The 22974-nt window shown below is 57.7% G+C and carries 17 protein-coding genes and 2 CRISPR repeat arrays; of the genes, 8 read left to right on the forward strand and 9 right to left on the reverse strand.

All coding sequences use genetic code 11. From position 1 onward, the window contains the following. Window positions 1-68: 68 nt before the first annotated feature. Window positions 69-1361: a glycoside hydrolase family 28 protein gene (locus tag Q9R34_RS04170; RefSeq protein WP_485892502.1), complete on the forward strand. Its 1293-nt coding sequence runs from the start codon at window positions 69-71 to the stop codon at window positions 1359-1361. A gap of 121 nt (window positions 1362-1482) precedes the next feature. Next, a CRISPR array of direct repeats spans window positions 1483-1873; the repeat unit is 28 nt; unit sequence TTTCTAAGCTGCCTGTACGGCAGTGAAC. A 306-nt stretch (window positions 1874-2179) separates the two neighbouring features. Here Q9R34_RS04170 and Q9R34_RS04175 read toward each other — a convergent pair. From Q9R34_RS04175 to dtnK, 3 genes are read right to left on the reverse strand one after another with little or no spacing between them, the layout of a single operon-like run. Further along, on the reverse strand, window positions 2180-2941 hold the full coding sequence (locus Q9R34_RS04175; RefSeq protein WP_434126854.1) for a DeoR/GlpR family DNA-binding transcription regulator: 762 nt from the start codon (window positions 2939-2941) through the stop codon (window positions 2180-2182). 6 nt (window positions 2942-2947) lie between these two features. After that, window positions 2948-3928 (reverse strand): D-threonate 4-phosphate dehydrogenase, encoded by a 981-nt coding sequence (locus Q9R34_RS04180; protein ID WP_485892503.1) that lies wholly within the window; start codon window positions 3926-3928, stop codon window positions 2948-2950. After that, on the reverse strand, window positions 3921-5180 hold the full coding sequence (dtnK, locus tag Q9R34_RS04185; protein ID WP_485892504.1) for a D-threonate kinase: 1260 nt from the start codon (window positions 5178-5180) through the stop codon (window positions 3921-3923). The genes Q9R34_RS04180 and dtnK overlap by 8 nt, the downstream gene beginning before the upstream one ends. Window positions 5181-5369: 189 nt before the next feature. On the opposite strand from dtnK, the gene Q9R34_RS04190 reads away from it, so the two are divergent. From Q9R34_RS04190 to Q9R34_RS04205, 4 genes are read left to right on the forward strand one after another with little or no spacing between them, the layout of a single operon-like run. Further along, entirely contained in the window at window positions 5370-6518 is a 1149-nt protein-coding gene (locus Q9R34_RS04190) for an iron-containing alcohol dehydrogenase (protein WP_485892505.1), read from the forward strand. Between the two features lie 10 nt (window positions 6519-6528). Continuing rightward, entirely contained in the window at window positions 6529-7413 is an 885-nt protein-coding gene (locus tag Q9R34_RS04195) for a dihydrodipicolinate synthase family protein (RefSeq protein ID WP_485892506.1), read from the forward strand. 59 nt (window positions 7414-7472) lie between these two features. Then, window positions 7473-8426 carry a phosphoglycerate dehydrogenase gene (locus Q9R34_RS04200; RefSeq protein WP_485892508.1) on the forward strand — a complete coding sequence of 318 codons (954 nt, stop codon included), beginning with the start codon at window positions 7473-7475 and terminating at the stop codon, window positions 8424-8426. 42 nt (window positions 8427-8468) lie between these two features. Continuing rightward, on the forward strand, window positions 8469-9788 hold the full coding sequence (locus Q9R34_RS04205; protein ID WP_485892637.1) for an MFS transporter: 1320 nt from the start codon (window positions 8469-8471) through the stop codon (window positions 9786-9788). Window positions 9789-9835: 47 nt separating this feature from the next. On the opposite strand, the gene bla is transcribed toward Q9R34_RS04205, so the two are convergent. Next, a complete protein-coding gene (bla, locus tag Q9R34_RS04210; RefSeq protein ID WP_485892509.1) occupies window positions 9836-10711 on the reverse strand; it encodes a class A beta-lactamase in 876 nt (291 codons plus the stop codon). Between the two features lie 179 nt (window positions 10712-10890). Here bla and Q9R34_RS04215 point away from each other — a divergent pair, with 179 nt between their 5' ends. Beyond that, window positions 10891-11145, forward strand: a complete 255-nt coding sequence (locus Q9R34_RS04215; RefSeq protein WP_434126861.1) for a type II toxin-antitoxin system Phd/YefM family antitoxin — start codon at window positions 10891-10893, stop codon at window positions 11143-11145. Beyond that, entirely contained in the window at window positions 11142-11570 is a 429-nt protein-coding gene (locus Q9R34_RS04220) for a PIN domain-containing protein (RefSeq protein ID WP_485892511.1), read from the forward strand. Before Q9R34_RS04215 ends, Q9R34_RS04220 begins: the two co-directional genes overlap by 4 nt. A gap of 1 nt (window position 11571) precedes the next feature. On the opposite strand, the gene yacL is transcribed toward Q9R34_RS04220, so the two are convergent. Together yacL and acnB are read right to left on the reverse strand one after the other, a co-directional pair. Continuing rightward, complete coding sequence (yacL, locus tag Q9R34_RS04225) at window positions 11572-11934, reverse strand: protein YacL (protein ID WP_103793960.1); 363 nt, start codon at window positions 11932-11934, stop codon at window positions 11572-11574. A 153-nt stretch (window positions 11935-12087) separates the two neighbouring features. After that, on the reverse strand, window positions 12088-14685 hold the full coding sequence (gene acnB, locus Q9R34_RS04230) for a bifunctional aconitate hydratase 2/2-methylisocitrate dehydratase (protein ID WP_434126863.1): 2598 nt from the start codon (window positions 14683-14685) through the stop codon (window positions 12088-12090). Between the two features lie 389 nt (window positions 14686-15074). After that, window positions 15075-15822: direct repeats of the CRISPR family, unit length 28 nt; unit sequence TTTCTAAGCTGCCTGTACGGCAGTGAAC. A 251-nt stretch (window positions 15823-16073) separates the two neighbouring features. Here acnB and Q9R34_RS04235 point away from each other — a divergent pair. After that, window positions 16074-16517 carry an NUDIX hydrolase gene (locus Q9R34_RS04235; RefSeq protein WP_485892512.1) on the forward strand — a complete coding sequence of 148 codons (444 nt, stop codon included), beginning with the start codon at window positions 16074-16076 and terminating at the stop codon, window positions 16515-16517. 53 nt (window positions 16518-16570) lie between these two features. Here the strand turns inward: Q9R34_RS04235 and lpdA are convergent, their stop codons facing one another. From lpdA to aceE, 3 genes are all read right to left on the reverse strand, one after another. After that, window positions 16571-17995, reverse strand: a complete 1425-nt coding sequence (gene lpdA, locus Q9R34_RS04240; protein ID WP_033749657.1) for a dihydrolipoyl dehydrogenase — start codon at window positions 17993-17995, stop codon at window positions 16571-16573. A 298-nt stretch (window positions 17996-18293) separates the two neighbouring features. Next, window positions 18294-20183 carry a pyruvate dehydrogenase complex dihydrolipoyllysine-residue acetyltransferase gene (gene aceF / locus Q9R34_RS04245; protein WP_485892513.1) on the reverse strand — a complete coding sequence of 630 codons (1890 nt, stop codon included), beginning with the start codon at window positions 20181-20183 and terminating at the stop codon, window positions 18294-18296. A 14-nt stretch (window positions 20184-20197) separates the two neighbouring features. Continuing rightward, window positions 20198-22864, reverse strand: a complete 2667-nt coding sequence (gene aceE, locus Q9R34_RS04250) for a pyruvate dehydrogenase (acetyl-transferring), homodimeric type (RefSeq protein ID WP_434126242.1) — start codon at window positions 22862-22864, stop codon at window positions 20198-20200. Between the last annotated feature and the right edge of the window lie 110 nt (window positions 22865-22974).

Raw genomic sequence — 22974 nt, forward strand, 5'->3', positions numbered from 1 at the left:
ACTCCCTGAGTGGGAGTGCTATTTTCAGCGCTCTGTTTTTATCCTCATCGACCACTACAGGCAGAAAAATGACAACGCTAAATATAACAGATTTCAATGCCGTCCCGGACGCCGCGACCCTGTCCACTCAGGCAATACAGCGCGCTATCGACCAGGCCTCTGCTGGCGATACCGTGCTGATCCCTTCCGGCCGCTTTCTGACCGGCTCGCTGTTTTTGAAAAGCCACCTGACGCTAAAACTGGCAGAGGGTGCCGTGCTGCTTGGCAGCGAGCGGCTGGAGGACTATGCCAAAATTGCAACGCGCGTCGCGGGCATTGATATGGTCTGGCCTGCGGCGCTGCTTAACGTCAATCACTGCCAAAATGTCACCGTTAGCGGAAGCGGTACGATTGATGGCCAGGGAGCGGTCTGGTGGCGCAAATTTTGGGGCGACGATGAAGGCAGCGGCATGCTGGCGGACTATAGCCAGCGCGGCCTGCGCTGGGTGGTGGATTATGACTGCGAACGGCCACGCAACCTGCTGGTGTATGAGAGTGAGAGCGTCACGCTGGAGGGATTTACATCGCGTGAGTCTGGCTTCTGGAATATTCACGTTTGTTATTCACAGCAGGTTTATTTGCAGGGACTCAATGTACACAACTCAACGGGCCCGAGCACGGACGGTATTGATATCGATTCCAGTCAGCAGGTGCGCGTGGAGAAGTGTACGGTTTCCTGCAATGACGACAATATCTGCGTTAAAGCCGGGCGCGGCAAGGAAGCACAGCAGCTGGCGAGGACGGCATGCGACATCGCTATCCGCAACTGTACGCTGCTGAAAGGCTCAGGCATTACGCTCGGCAGCGAGACCTCCGGCGGGATTGAAAATGTCCTGATTGAGCACAACCATTTTTCCGGCACCGGCGTGGGATTTCGTATCAAATCGGCCCGCAATCGCGGCGGCTGGATCAAAAACGTGACCGTTCGCCATCTGACGCTGGAGGATGTTTGCTATCCCTTTATGTTGCAGCTGAACTGGTTCCCGCAGTACAGCTACGGCGAGCACTCTGTCGATCCAGACTGGCCACCACACTGGCGGAAGCTGACTGAAGGCGTGGAAGGCGAAGCGGGTTTGACGCAGGTAGAAAATATCGCTATCAGCCATGTCAGCAGCACGCTTACGCACCCCGCTGCGTTTTCGCGGGCGTTCTTTATTGAGGGTGCTGCTGAACGTCCGATTGAGGGCCTTTGTTTCAGTGAGATTCGTTTGCAGGCGCAGGAGTTTGGCAAAATCGCTGGCGTCAATAGACTGGTTTTCGACCAGGTAACGCTGGATGCCCCGGCCATAACGCTGTCGGAGAACGATGTTTATCATCGTTAGATGACTGCCTTGGGGTCTGTTGTTGCGTTGCTGATAACCTAATGAAAATTCAGGCGAGTTTGCTGGCTGTTGAGCTGTGGGCAGTGAACAAGGCGGCCAGGCGCTTGTCCATGCTAGTCGCTTTCTAAGCTGCTTGTACGGCAGTGAACGCCAGCACCCATGCGCGGGTCATGATTGATTTTTTCTAAGCTGCCTGTACGGCAGTGAACATATGAAAAAAGTAACTCTTGCTGCACTGGCGGTTTCTAAGCTGCCTGTACGGCAGTGAACGCGCAGGTCGCGCTTTTCAACCGGCACAAAGAGTTTCTAAGCTGCCTGTACGGCAGTGAACCGTCTAATTGATACCGCTTGCGCCTGGGTGCGTTTCTAAGCTGCCTGTACGGCAGTGAACCTTCTTGCGCCAGTTTTGCGCCGTAGTAGCGATTTCTAAGCTGCCTGTACGGCAGTGAACAGATATACCTAGCATCTGAAATCGGTGCACAGTTTTCTAAGCTGCCTGTACGGCAGTGAACTGTTACCTTACCAAACTAACCTACTCATATCCCAGCAAAAAAGCGCAGTATCGCAGCTTTAACCCTTTTATTTTGCCCGCGCAGCGACTTCTTACTTTTCAATAAGTTAAAAAAAACGCAAAAAAAGGGTTTTGAGAAACACTCAAAATCAAGCCTGAGGTGAGAACGCTCGCAACAAACAGCAGCATCGCATTTGCCAGCAAATCGCCTAATCCTGCCCATACCCAATACCACGCGTCATCCCTGCGCTTTGCGGTGGTTTAAAACGAAAAAACGGACGCAGGACGTGCCACCGAAACTATCGGCTTAATCCGTCAGCACCAGCGCAATGCCGCGCTCGCGCAGCGTGCGGCAGACATCGTCGTCTAAGCGGCTGTCGGTCACCACGTCGGTCAGCTCATCCACCGGCGCGGCACAGAACAGCGACCAGGAGCCATACTTGCTGCTGTCCGCCAGCAGAATACGGCGGCGCGCATTCGCCAGTAGATCGCGCTTCAGCCCGGCCTTCTCTTCTGTAGGCGTGGTGATGCCCCGCTCCAGGCTCCAGGAGTTGCAGCTGACGAAAGCGATATCGGGATTGATACTGCGCAGCAGGCGGCGCCCGTGCTCGCCGACGCACGACTGGCTCGAATCGTCGATGCGGCCGCCGATAATGGTCACTTCAATCTGTTTGAATTCCGAGAGAAACAGCGCGATATGCAGATCGGCGGTAATGACGCGCAGCGGCAAATGGGTCAGCTGACGCGCCAGCTCCAGCATGGTCGTGCCAGCGTCCAGCACGACCGCATCACCCGACTGTACGAAGGTGGCGGCGTGGTGGGCGATAGCCTGCTTCTCCGCCAGGTTACGCTGCATCTTCTCCAGCGTGGTGGGCTGCGCCGGAATAAAACGGTTCAGCGTGACGCCGCCGTGGCTACGGCTAATCACCCCTTCTTTATCCAGCTTAATCAAATCACGTCGAATGGTTGCTGGCGAGGCGGAAATGGCGCTCACCAGCTGATCAACAGTCACCAGATTATGGCTTTTCAGATAGTCCATAATCTGGTCAAGGCGACTTTGTCCCTTCATATTTCCCTATGCTAGCTGCATCGCGAGTTTAATGGAGATCGCCATGCTCTCAGACTTCGCTTTACCTGTCCATGCGATATCAAAAGCGGTGCCGTGGTCCGCAGAGGTGCGGATAAACGGCAGGCCAGCAGTGATATTGACACCGTCGTAAAAGCCAAGCAGTTTCAGCGGGATATGTCCCTGATCGTGATACATCGCCACCACCATGTCATATTGTCCTTCCTGACACTGCAGGAACACCGTATCTGGCGGGCAGGGGCCGAAAACCTCAATGCCCTGCTCTTTCATCGCCTTCACCGCAGGCGCGACAGTGGTGATCTCCTCATCGCCAAACAGGCCGTTTTCGCCAGCGTGCGGATTGACGCCTGCTACCGCGATACGCGGCTTCTCAAAGCCCACGCGGCGCAGAAAGGTATCTGCCATGCCGATCACCGTCTTGATACGCGTCTGGTTCAGCGTATCGAGAAACTTGCGCAGCGCGATATGCGTCGTAACGTGAATGACCTTTAGCTTATCGGTATAGAGCACCATCGCGTAATCTTTGGTGGCGGTCAGGTGCGCCAGCAGCTCGGTATGGCCGGGATAAAGATGACCCGCCGAGTGCAGCGCCTCTTTGTTCAACGGCGCAGTGGCGATGGCCTGAACATCGCCCGCCAGCGCCAGCTCGGTGGCGCGCTTCACGCAGCGCCAGGCAAGATCACCCGCCTGCTTCTGCACCACGCCAGGCTTTAGCGCTTGCGGATCGGCCAGCGGCTCGTCGATAACGTTGACGATGCCTGGCGCAAAGCGCGCCTCTTTTACGCTATCCAGCACGCGCAGCTCGACCTGTGGGGTAATATTCAGCGCAAGGATGCGGCGCAGCGTCGCCGCGCACCCCACCACCACCGCTGGCGCGCCGTTAAGGTCGCCTTCCGCCAGCGCTTTGATAATGATCTCTGGGCTGATGCCCGCCGGATCGCCCATGGTCACCGCAATAATTTTACTCACTCGACTTCTCCTCGATAAAACGAATGGCTGCTACCAGGGTGTTTTCGTCGCCAAAACCGCCCGCTTTGGTCATCACCGGCAGGGTAAATTCACTGTTAAGCAGGACGCCGTGCGGCACGCAACCCGCCACGATGCCCTGAATCTGAAAACCGCTGGCGCCCAGCGCCTGCGCGACCGCAATCGCCACATCGCCGCCGGAGAGATAGAGCCCGGCCGGGCGCTGCGCGCGGCTGATGGTCAGGGTCAGTTCGCCCAGAAACTGGCAAATCGCCTCGCCAAGCTGCTGCCGTGTGATCTGCTGCTGTTGGCATAGCGCGTCGATCTCATGGCGCTGATCGGCGCGCTGACAGGTACGGATCACCGTATGCCGCCCATTGCGCAGCGCGGCGAGCGCCTGCTCTGTCCACTGCGTGCTATTCGGCCAGCAAGGGCGTTCAAACAGCTGGCGGATATCGATATCCACCAGCGCGATATCTCGCTGCGCCGCCAGCCGCGCGATCTGCTGCTGGGCGCTGGCGCTCATCGAGCCGATAACGGCCAGCACCGGCGCGGGGTGGCGTGCCGCCAGCTGCGCGCCGAGCGCATCGCTCAGTCCGGCGGCGCCAACCAGCAGCGGAGTTTCGTCAAGCTGCGCGGCGGCGGTCAGAATAAGCGCAATGTCGCTTTCGCTTTCCGCATCGATCACCACCGCGCCCTGCTGCTCCGCCAGCAACGCGGCAAAACGATCGCTGCGCAGCGCGGCAAGATCGATCTCGACGCCCGCGATCCCGAGCTGCGTTAATACCCGCGCGCTGATCACCGGCGTTTTTGGATCGCTGGCGTATTCGGTCTCGGTCAGCGGTACCCCGTTCACCCGCACCTCGCCGCGGCGCGTGACGCGGCCCAGCCGTGGTACGGCAGGCACGATCAGCGCCCGCTTTTTGCCGCTGGCGGCCAGCGCGGCATGCACTTCGGCGCCGATATTGCCGCGCAGCGTGGAGTCGATCTTTTTAAACAGCCAGCCCTGGGCGATAAAAGCCTGATGTTGACGCACCACCGCTTCAGTCCGCGCCGCCGCCTCTGCGGGGCTGACGGCGCGGCTGTCGGTGCTGATCACCCAGACGTCGGCGGCGGCACTATCCAGCGGCGTCTCGCTGCTGAACAGGACATGCACGCGCGCGCCCGCCTGCGCCAGTCCGCTGCCTGCGTCGTTCGCGCCGGTAAAGTCATCGGCTATCACCAGCACGGGCGTTTTCCATGACCTCTGCGTCATCTTCTCTCCTGATTCGGCCGTATGCCGCTGTGAATGATTATATTCAATCATGATTGATTATATGTGAGCAAGATCAAATTAATCGAAATCGATATGCCCTATAAATTTAGGCACAGCAAGTGACAGATATCGCACTAATATGAGCAAATCTAATCATTTGCTCCAGATTCGTCGTAATAAGGGTATGAGATGAATATCAACAGCACGGTAATTAGCGGTTTTCAGGCGCTGAACGACATTAGCTATCTGCTGAAAGGAAAAGCCAGCGCGCTGCTGGTGACGGACAAGAATATTGAAACCATTCCGGCGGTGCAGGCGCTTATCGCTCAACTGAAACAGCATATCGCCAGCGTCAGCGTGATTAACAGCGTGCCGCCGGAGCCGAGCCAGCACGACGTTGCCGCCGTGCTGGCGGCGCTGCCTGGGCGCGACGTGGATATGGTGATCGGCGTCGGCGGCGGCAGCGTGCTCGACGTCGCTAAGCTGCTGTCGGTGCTGTGCGTCGATAACGCCCCGTCGCTGGAGGCGCTGCTGGCGGGTGAAAAGCCAACCGCGCGCACCACCTCACTGCTGATCCCGACCACTGCAGGCACCGGCTCAGAGGCGACGCCCAATGCCATCCTGGCGATCCCGGAGCGTGAAACCAAAGTCGGCATTATCTCGCCGGTGATGCTGCCCGATTTTGTGGCGCTGGTGCCGGAGCTGACCACCAGCATGCCGCCGCATATCGCCTCTTCGACCGGCATCGATGCGCTTTGTCATCTGATTGAATGCTTCACCGCCACGGTGTCGAACCCGGTAAGCGACAACTACGCGCTGATCGGCATGAAAAAGCTGTTCGCCAGCCTCGAAACCGCCGTTGCCGAGCCGCACAACCTGCAGGCGCGGCTGGATATGCTGTGGGCCTCTTATTACGGCGGCGCGGCGATCGCCCATGCAGGCACGCATCTGGTGCACGCCATGTCCTATCCGCTGGGCGGCAAATATCATCTGCCGCACGGCGTCGCCAACGCCATTTTGCTGGCGCCCTGCATGGCCTTTGTGCGACCAGCCGCAGTGGACAAATTCGCTCAGGCCTACGATCTGCTGCCGGATGCAGATACCTCGCTGGATAATGAGAGCAAATCGCACGCGCTGGTGGCTTACTTCACCGCGCTGGTTAAACGTTTGCAGCTGCCCGCCAGCCTTGAAGAGCTGGGCATCGGCCCGGATCACCTGCCCTATTTAGTGGAAGCGGCGCTCGACGTGCAGCGTCTGATGAAGAACGTGCCCGCTGCCGTCAGCGCACATGACGTTCGCGACGTCTACCTGACGCTGTTTCCTTCACATCAGGAATAAAGAGGATTGTATGAGCCAGAAAATTACCGGCGTATTGACCGCTATCGTCACCTGTTTCGATCGGGAAGGCGCCTATAACCCTGAAGCCCAGCGCGAGCAGGTAAAACGCCAGCTGGATGCGGGCAACGGCATCTTCTGCGGCGGCACCAACGGCGAGTTCTTTGTGCTCAACGAGCAGGAGAAGATCGCGGTTACCGAAACCTGCGTCGATGAGGTGAACGGCCGCGCGCCGGTTGTCGCCCATATCGGCGAGATTTCGACGCGCGAAACCATCCGTCTCGGCAGACAGATTGCGAAGCTCGGGGTGGAGGCGGTGTCGGTGATCACGCCCTACTTCGTGCCGCTTAAGCAGGACGAGCTGATCTACCACTACCAGACGGTGGCTGACGCGCTGGATGTGCCGCTGTTTCTCTACAACATTCCGGCGCGCACCGGCAACACGCTGCAGCCGGAAACCGTACGTACTCTGGCGTCACATCCCAACATTATCGGCATCAAAGACTCGGCGGGCAGCTATGAGAGCCTGAGCGGCTTTATTAAGGCGGCGGAAGGCATTGATAACTTCGACGTGCTTAACGGGCCGGACTCGCTAATCCATCAGGGCTTCGTCGACGGCTGCTCCGCCTGTATCTCCGGCCTGGCCAACGCCGCGCCAAAAGAGATCAACGCCATCTGGGCGCGCTTCAACGCAGGCGATATTGAGGGGTCGCGCGCGGCACAGGAGAACGTTACCGGCCTGCGCACCGATCTCTACAGCATCGGCTTCTCGCCGGCAGCGGTGAAAAAAGCAGTTTCGCTGCTGGGCTATGACGTCGGCGAGAGCCGCTACTCGGTGCGATTCAGCGCCGATGAAGAGCAAAAGATTCGTCAGGTCGTCAATCAGTACCTGAAGTAATGACCGTCAGGGCAGCCGTTGCTGCCCTTGCCTGTTCGACTTATCCCCTGGGAAACGCGATGAAAGTAATCTGCACCTCGCCGTCGTTCGCTAAATATGACACGACGCCGATCGATACCCTGAAACAGCACGGCTTTGAGCTGGTGACCCTGCCCGCCGACGCAACGCCTGAAGCGCTGGCGCCGCATCTGCCGGAGACCGTGGCGATGATTGTCGCCTTTACCGAGGTTAACGAGGCGCTGCTGGTGCAGGCCCCGCAGCTGAAGATCGTCTGCAAGCATGGCGTCGGCGTCGATAATATCGACCTCGACGCCACGCGCGCGCGCGGCATCTATGTCACCAACGTACCGGACGCCAACAAGCACGCCGTCGCCGACTTCGCCTTTGCGCTGATCCTCAACGCCGCGCGCCAGCTGACGCAGGCGGTCACGGAAACGCGCGCGGGTGGCTGGCCGCGTATCTTCGCTACCGACGTCTACGGCAAAACGCTGGGCATTGTCGGCCTGGGCAATATCGGCAAGCAGGTGGCGCTGCGCGCGAAAGGCTTCAACATGCGCGTGATCGCCTTTGATTTCTATCCTGACGAGGCCTTTGCCGCCGAGCACGGCGTTACCTTTGTCAGTCTCGACCAGCTCACCGCAGAGAGCGACTTCATTACGCTGCACACGCCGCTGACCGACGAGACGCGCGACCTGTTCGACGGTGCCCGCCTGCGCCGCATGAAGAAGCGCGCCTTCCTGATCAACGTCTCGCGCGGCGGCGTCGTGAATGAAGAGGATCTCTTTAATGCGCTGCAGGACAACGTGATTGCTGGCGCGGCGGCCGACGTTTTTGTTCAGGAACCGCTGACCTCGCATCCGCTGTTTAGCCTGCCGAACTTTATCCCGACGTCGCATATCGCGGGCTACACCGACGGCGCCATTAGCGCCATCGGTGAACGCTGCGTGGCGCAGATTGTGCAGTGCGTCCGTCAGGACGAGCGGCCGATCAACGTCATGAACGGGCTGGCATAAGCGCCGCCCTCGCCTGCAACCTGATTCGAGTGGAAAATAATGATGAACCCTACGCTGCGCTCGACCAAAATTCGCTGGTGGATCGCTGGCCTGATGTGGCTGGCAGTCGCCATCAACTATATTGACCGGACGGTGCTCTCCGCCGCCGCGCCGCATCTGATCACCGAACTGGAGATCAACCCGGAGATGATGGGCCTGATTATGGCCGCCTTCTTCTGGTCCTATGCGCTGCTGCAAATCCCGGCGGGCTGGTTCGCCGATCGTTTCGGTCAGAAAAAAGGGCTCGGCATCGCGGTCGGCTGGTGGTCAATCGCCACCATGGCGATGGGACTGGCGACCGGCTTTAAATCGCTGCTGGCGCTGCGCCTGGCGCTGGGCGTCGGCGAAGCGGCCGCCTATCCCAGCAACGCGGGCATTGCCGCGCGCTGGTTCCCGGATCGCGAGCGTGCCACCGTATCGGGGCTGTTCGACAGCGCCTCGAAATTCGGCGGCGCGGTGGCGATGCCGCTGATCGTCTGGATGATCGCCATGGTGGACTGGCGCATCACCTTCCTGGTGATCGGCGCCATCGGCCTGTTCTGGGTGATCGCCTGGTATTTTATCTACGCCGAAAACCCGGAAGATCATAAAAAGATTGACCGGAACGAAGTGCGGCTGATCCGCGACGGCCAGGCGCAGAAGCACGGTGAGAAAGGCGTGCGCCCAATGAAGTGGTACCGGCTGCTGCGCTACCGCAATATCTGGGCGATGTGCATCGGCTTTTTCACTATCAACTACACCTCCTACTTTTTCATTACCTGGCTGCCGACCTACCTGGTCAAAGACAAGGGCATGGACTTTCTGAAGATGGGCTTCGTTGCCGCACTGCCGCTCATCTGCGGCATGGTAATCGAGGTGCTGGCGGGATGGGCGTCGGATCGCATGGTGCATAAAAAGGTGCTGTCGCTGACCGCCACGCGCAAGCTCTTCCTGACCATTGGCCTGCTGATGGCGCTCTGTATCGGTTTCGCACCCTTTACCGAGTCGGTGCTTATGACCGTGCTGCTGCTCTGTATCGCCAAGTCGGGCACGACCGTTGCCGCCTCGCAGGTGTGGGCACTGCCGGGTGACGTCGCGCCGAAGAACAGCGTTTCTATTGTCGCCGGGCTACAGAACACGGTGTCGAATATGGGCGGCGCGGTCGGCCCGATTATTACCGGCGCCATTGTCGGCGCCACCGGACACTTTACCTGGGCACTGGTCTTCTCCGCCGTGCTTGTGGTGATCGGCATCCTCAACTATCTGTTCCTGATGGGCAAGGTTGAGCCAATTGTCGATGAAAAGAAGGTGCAAGAGCCGCAGGCGGTCGCCAGCAGCGTCTGACAGGCGCGTGAAAAAAGGCTCTGATGGCGATCGGAGCCTTTTTGCCTTTAACGCGGCGCGCGCACCGTCGCGAAAATCGCCCTGCCGATGCGGGCGATCGCCGCATTGCTCTGCGCAAGCGTCGCCTCTGTTTGCGTAATATAGACAGCAATAATCAGCGGCTTGCCGTTTTCCGGCCATACCACGCTGATAATCGACCGCGAACCAGACTCCCCAGCGCCGGTTTTGTCGGCGATGCTCCATCCCGCTGGCAAAACCGAACGCAGCAGCGCACCGGCGACCTTATCATCGCGCATCCACTGCAGCAGCTGCGCGCGCGAAGCGGGCGTTAGCGCCGTTCCCAGCGTCAGCTTTTGCAGCGTCTCGCTGACGGCCAGCGACGTGGTGGTATCGCGCATATCGCCCGGTATGGCGCTGTTCAGCTCAGGCTCGAGGCGGTCGAGCCGCGTGACCTTGTCGCCCAGATCGGCGAAAAAACGCGTCACCGCGACTGGACCGCCCAGCTTGTTCGCCAGCAGATTCGCCGCGGTGTTATCGCTCCAGCCGATAGCCGCCTCGCAGAGCTGCCCCCAGCTCATCCCGGCGGGCGCGACAAACTTTTCGGTGACCGGCGAATAGGCGACCAGCGCGGTGCGATCGAACCGGGTGCGATCCGCAAGCCGCAGTTTGCCTTTATCCTGCGCGCTGAGCAGCGCGCCGCACAACAGCGCCTTATGCGTGCTGTTAAGCGGAAAGCGCTCATTGCCGCGATAGCTGGCGACGCTGTCTGCGCCGGTATCAATGATGGCGATGCCGATACGCGCCTTCAGCGCCTGCTCTTCCTGCTGCGCAACAGCCGCCAGACCCTCATCGTTTATCGAAGCCTGAGCGAGCGCGGCGCTGAACAGCAGCGAAGCGGCAAGAAGTTTTGTCAAAGAAAACATCATGATTGTCCTTAATGTAGGGTTCCACAGAGCTTGCCCTTTTGCGTACCGCTACGCAAAGCTTAAACCGCAAAGTCGTTAACTCAGCCTGTCAGCGGTATATTCGCTCTGCTGGTAGTTGAAAAAATGCCCGACCCGGTTAAAATGTAGCAACGTCACTACAAAGCAGGAGTCGCGCGATGAAAATTTTCACGCTGTCGAGCAGAGAGTTTAACCAGCAGGTGTCGAACGCGAAAAAAGCGGCGGAGGAAGGCCCGGTCTACATTACCGATCGCGGCAAACCCGCTCACGTTTTACTCACTTTTGAGGCATATAAAAAACTGACCGGCACGCGTCGCAATATTCAGGACGCGCTGGCGATGCCCGATGTGGCGGCGATCGACTTTGCGCCGGAACGTGGCGACATCGATTTCAGGGACGTCGATTTGTCATGAGATATTTGCTGGATACCAACGTAATTTCCGAACTGCGCAAGGCGCGCACGCGCGCTATCGATCCTGCCGTCTCTGCGTGGACCGATAGCGTCGATGCAGGCGATCTGTTTCTCTCGGCGATCACCATTATGGAAATAGAGAAAGGCATTGCTCAGGTGGCGCGTCGCGAGGTTGCTCAGGCTGCCCGCCTGCGTGAATGGTTTGAAACGGCGGTGCTGACAGAGTTCAGCGATCGCATTCTGCCTTTTGAAACAGAAGCGGCGCGCTACTGCGCCCGGCTGCAGGTGCCGGATAAACGCGCCGCGAACGACGCCATTATTGCCGCCATCGCCTGGCAGCACGATATGATACTGGTCACGCGCAACGTAAAGGACTTTACCGGCATGGGCGTGCAGCTGCTTAATCCCTGGGAATGGGCGAGCTGACTTAGCGACCCTGTAGAAACTGACGGTAGGCGTTCATCACGGCGAGAAAATCCTCCACGCCGCAGAACGACAGGCTCTCTTCGTCGTAGTAGTTCATGCCCTCTTCCAGCCCGTCATCCTCTAAGGCGAGATGGTTGGCGCGGATCATGATCTCTTCATCGTCCATCCACAGCGTATATTCATGGCCGATGCGCTGCCACTGACGCTCGCTGCCCTTGATGCTGCGCATCGCGGCTTCAACCTCGTCCAGCAGCGCCAGGTTTTCTTTCACTTCCTCGTTGAACCAGTGGCCCACCGCTTCGTGATCCATCGACATGCGTACTTTCACCTGTCCGGTGAGATCGCGTAAAAATTCGTATTCCATGGGCTAACCCTTTGGTTAATGACGCGAGTGAATCCGCACCAAAATAGTGTGTGCGCATCATCAACGCTAAAGTGAGATCGGGGCGACATTATTGCGGGGAAAAAGCAAAAGAAAAAGGGGCGATTATCGCCCCTTCGGTTTTTAGTTGGTCACTCAGACCGCCGTCTGGAAAATCACGTTGTCCGCTTTATCGGTGTACTGATCCAGCTGGTCAAAGTTGAGGTAGCGGTAGGTGTCGCTGGCGGTTTTATCCACCTGCGCCATGAACTGCTGGTACTCATCCGGCGTCGGCAGTTTGCCGAGCAGGGAAGAAACCGCAGCCAGTTCCGCCGATGCCAGATAGACGTTGGCGCCGGTACCGAGACGGTTCGGGAAGTTACGCGTCGAGGTGGAAACCACCGTTGCGCCGTCCTGCACGCGCGCCTGGTTACCCATGCAGAGCGAGCAGCCCGGGATCTCGATACGCGCGCCACTCTTGCCGAAGACGCTGTAGTAGCCCTCTTCGGTCAGCTGAGCCGCATCCATCTTGGTCGGCGGCGCCACCCACAGGCGGGTCGGCAGCTGGCCTTTATGGCTGTCGAGCAGTTTACCTGCCGCGCGGAAATGGCCGATGTTGGTCATGCACGAACCGATAAACACTTCGTCGATCTTCTCGCCCTGCACGTCAGAGAGCAGGCGTGCGTCGTCCGGATCGTTCGGCGCGCACAGGATCGGCTCTTTGATATCGGCCAGATCGATCTCGATCACCGCCGCGTATTCGGCGTCGGCGTCCGCTTCCAGCAGCTGCGGATCCGCCAGCCATTTTTCCATGCCCTGGATACGGCGCTCCAGCGTACGGCGATCGCCGTAGCCTTCCGCGATCATCCACTTCAGCAGCACGATATTGGAGCTGAGGTATTCAACGATCGGCGCTTTATCCAGCTTAATGGTACAGCCCGCGGCCGAACGCTCGGCCGAGGCGTCGGTCAGTTCGAACGCCTGCTCGACCTTCAGATCCGGCAGACCTTCAATCTCCAGAATGCGGCCAGAGAAGATGTTCTTTTTGCCTTTCTTCTCAACGGTCAACAGGCCCTGCTTGATGGCGTACAGCGGAATAGCGTGTACCAGATCGCGCAGGGTGATGCCCGGCTGCATTTTGCCTTTAAAGCGCACCAGCACGGATTCAGGCATATCAAGCGGCATCACGCCGGTCGCAGCGGCAAAAGCCACCAGGCCAGAGCCTGCCGGGAAGGAGATGCCGATCGGGAAGCGGGTATGCGAGTCGCCGCCGGTGCCGACAGTATCCGGCAGCAGCATGCGGTTCAGCCATGAGTGGATCACGCCGTCGCCCGGACGCAGCGAGACGCCGCCGCGGTTCATAATGAAGTCCGGCAGCGTGTGGTGCGTGTTGACATCGACCGGCTTCGGATAGGCGGCGGTGTGGCAGAACGACTGCATCACCAGGTCGGCGGAGAAGCCGAGGCACGCCAGATCTTTCAGCTCGTCGCGCGTCATTGGGCCGGTGGTGTCCTGAGAACCGACCGAGGTCATCTTCGGTTCGCAGTAAGCGCCAGGGCGGATGCCATCGACGCCGCAGGCGCGGCCGACCATTTTCTGCGCCAGCGAGTAGCCGCGCGTGCTTTCCGCCACGTCTTTCGCCTGACGGAAGACGTCGCTGTGCGGCAGGCCCAGCGATTCGCGTGCTTTGCTGGTGAGGCCGCGGCCGATAATCAGCGGAATACGGCCGCCGGCGCGTACTTCGTCGATCAGCACGTCGGTTTTCAGCGTAAAGCTGGCCAGCAGTTCGCCGGTTTCGTGGTTACGCACTTCGCCTTTGTACGGATAGACGTCGATCACGTCGCCCATATTCAGCTCGCCGACGTCAACTTCAATCGGCAGCGCGCCCGCATCTTCCATCGTGTTAAAGAAGATTGGCGCGATTTTGCTGCCCAGCACCAGACCGCCGCCTTTTTTGTTCGGGACGTTCGGGATATCTTCGCCCATGAACCAGAGAACGGAGTTGGTCGCGGATTTACGGGAAGAGCCGGTGCCGACGACGTCGCCGACGTAAGCCAGCGGATAGCCTTTGGCCTGCAGCGCTTCAATCTGCTTGATCGGGCCGACGTTGCCCGGCTCATCCGGGTTGATGCCTTCGCGGGCGTTTTTCAGCATCGCCAGCGCGTGCAGTGGAATATCCGGACGCGACCAGGCATCCGGCGCCGGAGAGAGGTCGTCGGTGTTGGTTTCGCCGGTCACTTTGAACACGGTGACGGTAATTTTTTCTGCCAGCTCGGGGCGTGACAGGTACCACTCGGCATTCGCCCAAGATTGCATCACCTGCTGCGCATGGGTATTGCCCGCTTTCGCTTTTTCTTCAACGTCGTAGAAGTTGTCAAACATCAGCAGTGTGTGAGACAGCGCTTTGGCGGCAATCGGCGCCAGCTTTGCGTCGTCCAGCGCGTCAATCAGCGGATGAATGTTGTAACCGCCTTGCATGGTGCCCAGCAGTTCAATCGCTTTTTCGGGGGATACCAGAGGAGAGGTCGTTTCGCCTTTAGCCACCGCGGCAAGGAAACCCGCTTTAACGTAGGCGGCTTCATCAACGCCGGGTGGGACACGGTTGACCAACAGATCGGTCAGGAATTCTTCTTCACCCGCTGGCGGGTTTTTCAGCAGTTCAACCAGCGCGGCCATCTGGGAAGCATCTAACGGCTTAGGTACGATCCCCTGGGCGGCACGCTCGGCAACGTGCTTACGGTATTCTACTAGCACGACGTTCTCCTCGCTCACATTGTATGGGTTTCCGGTGCACCCTGGTGACAAAGCATTCCATGAGTAGGGTAAGGTGCCCGGTTCCGCGTGGGGCAGCATAGCAGGGTTCAGGCTGTTTGTTAATCTGTTTACAAAAACACAACATAATTAACAGGGTAAAAAAGTGCGGTTTTGGCGTTTATGGGCTAGCTGATGAGTGAGGGCTGAAGTGAGAAAGATGTCGTGGGTTCGTTCCTGGTTTTAGTCGCAGCATAAAGGCACGGTCAGGAGTGGTAGTGTTGGATGGGAGTATAACTTTTTGACCTAGTTTTGCTGGAAACAGGAAGGTGGGAGTTATGAGTTTTATCATTGTAAGAGTATGCCTGACAGGATAGAGGCAAAGCGTATGTGCTTTCGGCTGCCTGTACGGCAGTGAACAGAAATCTGGCACCAGGCGTCTTCACGCAAGTTTCTAAGCTGCCTGTACGGCAGTGAACGCAGCCAGGCCCTGCTCCTTCGTGTCCTGCGTTTTCTAAGCTGCCTGTACGGCAGTGAACTTTTGCAGTGCTCGCCTACCTGGATACTCTTTTTTCTAAGCTGCCTGTACGGCAGTGAACATGATTTCTCTCCCAGCCATTTTTTGATAACCTTTCTAAGCTGCCTGTACGGCAGTGAACTTTTTGCCCCTGCTACGCCCTATGCCGAAAACTTTCTAAGCTGCCTGTACGGCAGTGAACACGTTTAACGAATCGAGATTTGCGCACACATGTTTCTAAGCTGCCTGTACGGCAGTGAACTCACCGGGATCAGGGAGCGAATACTCCGGCGATTTCTAAGCTGCCTGTACGGCAGTGAACTAACAGCGACGTCGCTCATTAATTCTGGAGGCTTTCTAAGCTGCCTGTACGGCAGTGAACGAAGCGCTTCTCGATATCGATAAACTGCTGGTGTTTCTAAGCTGCCTGTACGGCAGTGAACCTGGTTACTACACAGAGCATATCTATCCTGATTTTCTAAGCTGCCTGTACGGCAGTGAACACAACGCATCAGGAAATGTGGAGGTGCAGGAATTTCTAAGCTGCCTGTACGGCAGTGAACACCATCAACAAATAAAAGAACTTTCACGGGGATTTCTAAGCTGCCTGTACGGCAGTGAACTGTTGCTCATACACTCTAACCTACTCAAAAGAACTCATTTTTGACCAAAATCTCTTAAAAAACCCTTTTTTACAGGGATAATATAAAAACATTAAAAATCAGTAAGTTATAAAATTAATGAGAAAAAGGGTCTTCCCCATGGTGCTTATCGTTCATCCTGTTCCTTCATCTGCATCCTGTAATCGCCAGCCCTCAGCGCTTACAGCCTGAAGTTAACCTAAGCCATTCCCAGCCATACCGAGAGAATGATTATGCGCACACGTTCGGCCTCAAGATTGATTGTTCTGTCACCTGAAAATCGTATCCTCCTCTTTCATTTTCATCATCAAAATGATGCACTTGAAGGTGAATCGTACTGGGCAACGCCAGGTGGCGGGCTTAAAGGGGATGAATCTTTCGAAGAGGCGGCCTTGCGCGAATTGTACGAAGAGACGGGCTTTATATGTAAAACGGTCAGCCCGCAGTTAGCGAAAAGAAGCTTTACGATGATGCTGCCAGATGGAGAGGCCGTTCTCGCCGAGGAGCGTTTCTTTAGGGTGTGGGTGAAGGGTCAGGAGATCGACGTTACCGGCTGGAGTCATACTGAACAACGCGTCATTCGAAGATATCACTGGTGGACAATAGATGAGATTGAGCAATCGGAGGAAACTATTTTTCCTCGCGAGCTCATCATCGATTTAGTGAAATCAAAATAAGCCGCCAATAAAAAAGCCCCCTTTCGGAGGCTTTCTCTGAACCAGCAAAAAAATTACTTCTTCTTCGCTTTCGGGTTCGGCAGGTCGGTGATGCTGCCTTCGAAGATCTCAGCCGCCAGGCCAACCGACTCGTGCAGCGTCGGGTGCGCATGGATCGTCAGCGCCATATCTTCCGCGTCGCAGCCCATCTCGATTGCCAGACCGATTTCGCCCAGCAGCTCGCCGCCGTTGGTGCCGACAACCGCGCCGCCGATGACGCGATGCGTCTCTTTGTCGAAAATCAGCTTGGTCATGCCGTCAGCGCAGTCAGAGGCGATAGCACGGCCAGAGGCCGCCCACGGGAAGGTCGCCGTCTCGTAGCTGATGCCCTTCTCTTTCGCTTCTTTCTCAGTCAGGCCGACCCATGCCACTTCCGGCTCGGTGTAGGCGATTGACGGGATCACTTTCGGATCGAAATAGTGCTTCATACCGGCGATAACTTCTGCCGCCACGTGGCCTTCGTGTACGCCTTTATGCGCCAGCATCGGCTGACCGACGATATCGCCGATAGCGTAGATGTGCGGAACGTTGGTGCGCATCTGCTTGTCGACGCGGATAAAGCCGCGATCGTCCACTTCCACGCCCGCTTTACCGGCATCCAGACCTTTGCCGTTCGGCACGCGGCCGATTGCCACCAGCACCGCGTCGTAACGCTGCGGTTCGGCCGGCGCTTTTTTGCCTTCCATGGTGACGTAAATGCCGTCTTCTTTCGCTTCAACCGCGGTAACTTTGGTTTCCAGCATCAGATTGAACTGCTTCGCGATACGCTTGGTAAAGACCTTCACCACGTCTTTGTCGGCGGCCGGGATAACCTGATCGAACATCTCGACCACGTCAATCTGCGAACCCAGCGCATGGTAAACGGTACCCATTTCGAGACCGATAATACCGCCGCCCATCACCAGCATACGCTCCGGCACTTCTTTCAGCTCCAGCGCATCGGTAGAGTCCCATACGCGCGGGTCGTCATGCGGAATAAACGGCAGCGTGATCGGACGAGAACCGGCCGCGATAATAGCGTTGTCGAAGTTGATGGTGGTCGCGCCGCCTTCACCTTCCACAACCAGAGTATTTGCCCCAGTGAATTTGCCCAGGCCGTTAACCACTTTGACTTTACGACCTTTCGCCATACCAGCAAGACCGCCGGTCAGCTGGTTAATGACTTTCTCTTTCCAGGTGCGGACTTTATTGATGTCCGTAGAGGGCTGACCAAACACGATGCCGTGCTCTTCCAGGGCTTTCGCCTCTTCGATCACTTTAGCAACGTGCAGCAGCGCTTTTGACGGGATACAGCCCACGTTAAGACAGACACCGCCGAGGGTGCTGTAACGCTCTACCAGTACGGTTTCCAGACCTAAATCAGCGCAACGGAAGGCTGCAGAGTAACCTGCAGGACCAGCCCCAAGTACCACGACCTGGGTTTTAATCTCTGTACTCATCATGACCTCTTAGTTGTGATCCGGCGGGTCAGACGTAGAGCGCTTCTCATCAGGCTGGTCGGCCACTTGCATCCGGGCAGTGCGCGGCGCTTTGCGTATCTTGAGTACGCTGCGGGTGCTGCGCGCTGGGCGTTAACAACTGACTGCGCCAGATACGCCTGACGAAACAGGCTCACGATGTCCTTTGCTCCACCGGGACATTTATCACCGCAAGAGTTTACAGAATTGTTAATAAACTGCAAACCGCGATGCCACGAATCTTTACAACAAGGCCGGCGATTGCCGGCCTTGATTGTGCTTACATCACCAGACGGCGAATGTCGGACAACATATTGCCGATGATGGTAATGAAACGTGCACCATCCGCTCCGTCGATCACACGGTGGTCGAAGGACAAGGAGATCGGCATCATCAGGCGCGGCACGAACTCTTTGCCGTTCCAGACCGGCTCCATCGCCGATTTGGAGACGCCGAGGATAGCCACTTCCGGCGCGTTGACGATCGGCGCGAAGTGCGTCGTGCCGAGGCCGCCAAGGCTGGAGATGGTGAAGCAGCCGCCCTGCATGTCGCTGGCGGTCAGCTTGCCGTCGCGCGCTTTCTTCGAGGTCGCCATCAGCTCGCGAGAGAGCTCGGTGATGCCCTTCTTGTTCACGTCTTTAAAGACCGGAACCACCAGGCCGTTCGGCGTATCAACCGCCACGCCAATGTTGATGTACTTTTTCAGCGTCAGGCGCTGCGCATCTTCAGACAGCGAGCTGTTGAAGCGCGGCATCTGCTCCAGCGCGGCAGCGACCGCTTTCATGATGAACACCACCGGGGTGTACTTCACGTCCAGCTTGCGCTTCTCGGCTTCAGCGTTCTGCTGCTTACGGAACGCTTCCAGATCGGTGATATCGGTTTTGTCGAAGTGGGTAACGTGCGGGATCACCACCCAGTTACGGCTCAGGTTAGCGCCAGAAATTTTCTGGATGCGGCCCAGCTCCACCTCTTCCACTTCACCGAACTTGCTGAAGTCGACTTTCGGCCACGGCAGCAGGCCAGGCAGGCTTCCGCCGCTGGCGGCAGCAGCCGGTGCCGCTTCGGCGCGTTTCACCGCGTCCTTCACGTAGCTCTGCACATCTTCTTTCAGGATGCGGCCTTTGCGGCCGGTGCCTTTAACCTTCGCCAGGTTAACGCCGAATTCGCGCGCCAGACGACGGATAACCGGCGTCGCGTGCACGTAGGCATCGTTCTCGGCGAAGTCGCCTTTCGCGTCAGCCTTCGGCGCTGCCGGTGCGGCAGGTGCTTCAGCTTTCGCCGGCGCAGGCGCAGCTTCCTGCTTCGGCGCTTCAACTTTCGCCGCGCCTTCCACTTCGAAGACCATGATCAGCGAGCCGGTGCTGACTTTATCGCCGGTAGAGACTTTCAGCTCTTTGACGGTACCGGCGAACGGTGCAGGCACTTCCATTGACGCTTTGTCGCCTTCGACGACGATCAGTGACTGTTCGGCTTCCACTTTGTCGCCGACTTTCACCAGCACTTCGGTGACTTCGACTTCGTCGCCGCCGATATCCGGCACGTTCACCTCTTTCGCGCCAGCAGTCGCCGCCGGTGCAGAGGTCGCCTCTTCTTTCAGCGCAGGCTTCGCGGCAGCGGCAGGCGCAGCGCCTTCCGCTTCGAAGACCATGATCAGCGAGCCGGTACTGACTTTCGCGCCGGTTTCGATTTTGATCTCTTTGACGGTGCCCGCGAACGGCGCAGGCACTTCCATCGAGGCTTTGTCGCCTTCGACGACGATCAGCGACTGCTCAGCTTCGATTTTGTCGCCAACTTTTACCAGGATCTCGGTGACTTCCACTTCGTCGCCGCCGATATCCGGCACGTTGACATCTTTAGCTTCGGTAGAGGCGGCCGCCGGTGCCGGAGCGGCGTCGGCTTTCTTCTCTTCCGCCGCTGGCGCAGCGTCTGCCGCCGCGCCCTCTGCGTCAAAAATCATAATCAGGGAGCCGGTTTCAACTTTGTCACCGGTCGCGATTTTGATCTCTTTCACCACGCCGGCCTGCGGCGAGGGGACTTCCATAGAGGCTTTGTCGCCTTCTACAGTGATCAGCGACTGCTCGGCTTCCACCTTGTCGCCAACCTTCACCAGAATTTCGGTGACTTCAACTTCATCAGACCCGATATCCGGTACCTTAATTTCAGTAGCCATTACTCTCTTACCTCTTAAGCCAGACGCGGGTTAACTTTATCGGCATCGATGTCGAACTTAGCGATCGCGTCCGCCACCACTTTCTTGTCGATTTCGCCACGTTTAGCCAGTTCGCCCAGCGCAGCTACCACCACGTAGGAGGCGTCCACTTCAAAGTGGTGACGCAGGTTTTCGCGGCTGTCGGAGCGGCCAAAGCCGTCGGTGCCCAGCACGCGGTAATCGCTGGCCGGAACATAGCTGCGAACCTGTTCTGCGAACAGCTTCATGTAGTCGGTCGATGCCACCGCCGGCGCGTCGTTCATTACCTGAGCGATGTACGGCACGCGCGCTTCTTCGGTCGGATGCAGCATATTCCAGCGCTCACAGTCCTGGCCGTCGCGCGCCAGTTCGGTGAACGAGGTGACGCTGTAGACGTCGGAGCCGATGCCGTAATCTTTCGCCAGGATCTGCGCCGCTTCACGCACGTGACGCAGGATAGAGCCTGAGCCCAGCAGCTGCACTTTGCCTTTGCTGCCTTCCACGGTTTCCAGCTTGTAGATACCCTTGCGGATACCCTCTTCGGCGCCTTCCGGCATCGCTGGCATGTGGTAGTTTTCGTTCAGCGTGGTGATGTAATAGTAAACGTTCTCTTGCGCTTCGCCGTACATACGTACCAGACCGTCGTGCATGATAACAGCCACTTCATAGGCGTAAGCCGGATCGTAAGAGATACAGTTCGGGATAGTAAGCGACTGAATATGGCTGTGACCATCTTCGTGCTGCAGACCTTCACCGTTCAGCGTGGTACGACCGGAGGTGCCGCCTACCAGGAAGCCGCGCGCCTGCTGGTCGCCCGCCAGCCACATCAGGTCGCCGATACGCTGGAAACCGAACATGGAGTAGTAGATGTAGAACGGGATCATCGGCAGGTTGTTGGTGCTGTAAGAGGTCGCCGCCGCCAGCCAGGATGAACCTGCGCCCAGCTCGTTGATCCCTTCCTGCAGAATCTGGCCTTTCTCATCTTCTTTATAGTAAGCAACCTGCTCGCGGTCCTGCGGGGTGTACTGCTGACCGTTCGGGCTGTAGATACCAATCTGACGGAACAGACCTTCCATACCGAAGGTACGGGCTTCGTCCGCGAGGATCGGCACCAGACGATCTTTGATCGACTTGTTCTTCAGCATCACGTTCAGGGCGCGCACGAAAGCGATAGTGGTCGAGATCTCTTTGCTCTGCTCTTCCAGCAGCGCTTTGAACTCTTCCAGCTTCGGCATATCCAGTTTTTCAGTGAACTGCGCCTGACGGGTCGGCAGGTAGCCGCCCAGCTTCTCGCGCTGGCCGTGCAGGTAGTTGTACTCTTCCGAACCTTTTTCGAAGGTGACGTACGGCAGCTCTTCGATCTTGTCGTCGGCAACCGGCACGTTGAAGCGATCGCGGATGTAGCGAACGCCATCCATGTTCATCTTCTTGACCTGGTGCGCGATGTTCTTACCTTCCGCGGTGTCACCCATACCATAGCCTTTAATGGTATGCGCCAGGATCAGCGTCGGCTGACCTTTGGTCTCCTGCGCTTTCTTCAGTGCCGCGTAGATTTTCTTCGGATCGTGGCCGCCGCGGTTCAGGGCGAAGATCTCTTCATCTGACCAGTCTTTAACCAGCTCCGCCGTCTCCGGATATTTGCCGAAGAAGTGTTCGCGCACGTAGGCGCCGTCACGGGATTTAAAGGTCTGATAGTCGCCGTCGACGGTTTCGTTCATCAGCTGAATCAGCTTGCCGCTGGTATCTTTTTTCAGCAGCTCATCCCAGCGACCGCCCCAGATCACTTTGATGACGTTCCAGCCAGCGCCCGCAAAGATGCCTTCCAGTTCGTTGATGATCTTACCGTTGCCGGTAACCGGACCGTCCAGACGCTGCAGGTTACAGTTGATGATGAACACCAGGTTGTCCAGCTTCTCGCGGGTCGCGATAGTGATCGCGCCTTTGGACTCCGGCTCATCCATCTCGCCGTCGCCGAGGAAGGCGTAAACGGTCTGGTTAGAGGTGTCCTTCAGGCCGCGGTGCTCCAGATATTTCAGGAACTTCGCCTGGTAGATGGCGTTCAACGGACCCAGACCCATAGAAACGGTCGGGAACTGCCAGAAGTCCGGCATCAGTTTCGGGTGCGGATAAGATGAGAGGCCGTTGCCGTGTACTTCCTGACGGAAGTTGTTCATCTGCTCTTCGGTCAGACGACCTTCAAGGAAGGCGCGTGAGTAGATACCCGGCGAGATATGCCCCTGGAAGTAAACCAGATCGCCGCCGTCTTTGTCGCTGCGCGCGCGGAAGAAGTGGTTAAAGCACACTTCATAGATGGTCGCAGAAGACTGGAATGAGGAGAGATGGCCACCCAGCTCTAGATCTTTCTTCGAGGCGCGCAGCACCGATACGATGGCGTTCCAGCGAATAGCGGAACGGATACGACGCTCCAGAGACGTGTTACCCGGATACTCCGGCTCGTCTTCAACGGCAATAGAGTTGATATAGTTGCTGATGGCGTTACCGCCTGCCGCCACTTTCACACCGCCTTTGCGGGCCGCGCTCAGCACCTGATCGATCAGATACTGCGCACGCTCAACACCTTCTTCACGGATGACCGATTCGATCGCCTGTAGCCAGTCACGAGTTTCGATCGGATCCACGTCATTCTGTAAACGTTCTGACATGGGGGGTATTCCTTATCTGTGTCTAATACGTTGAATTGTCAGGAGCCTGTCTCCCTGTGCTCTGTTACAAAAGCACAAGGAGACAGGCCCGTCGTTGGTATCCGCGCGTT

Origin of the sequence: Enterobacter sp. BRE11 (assembly GCF_031844285.1) — a bacterium.
In the GTDB taxonomy this organism is placed as follows: Bacteria; Pseudomonadota; Gammaproteobacteria; order Enterobacterales; family Enterobacteriaceae; genus Pantoea.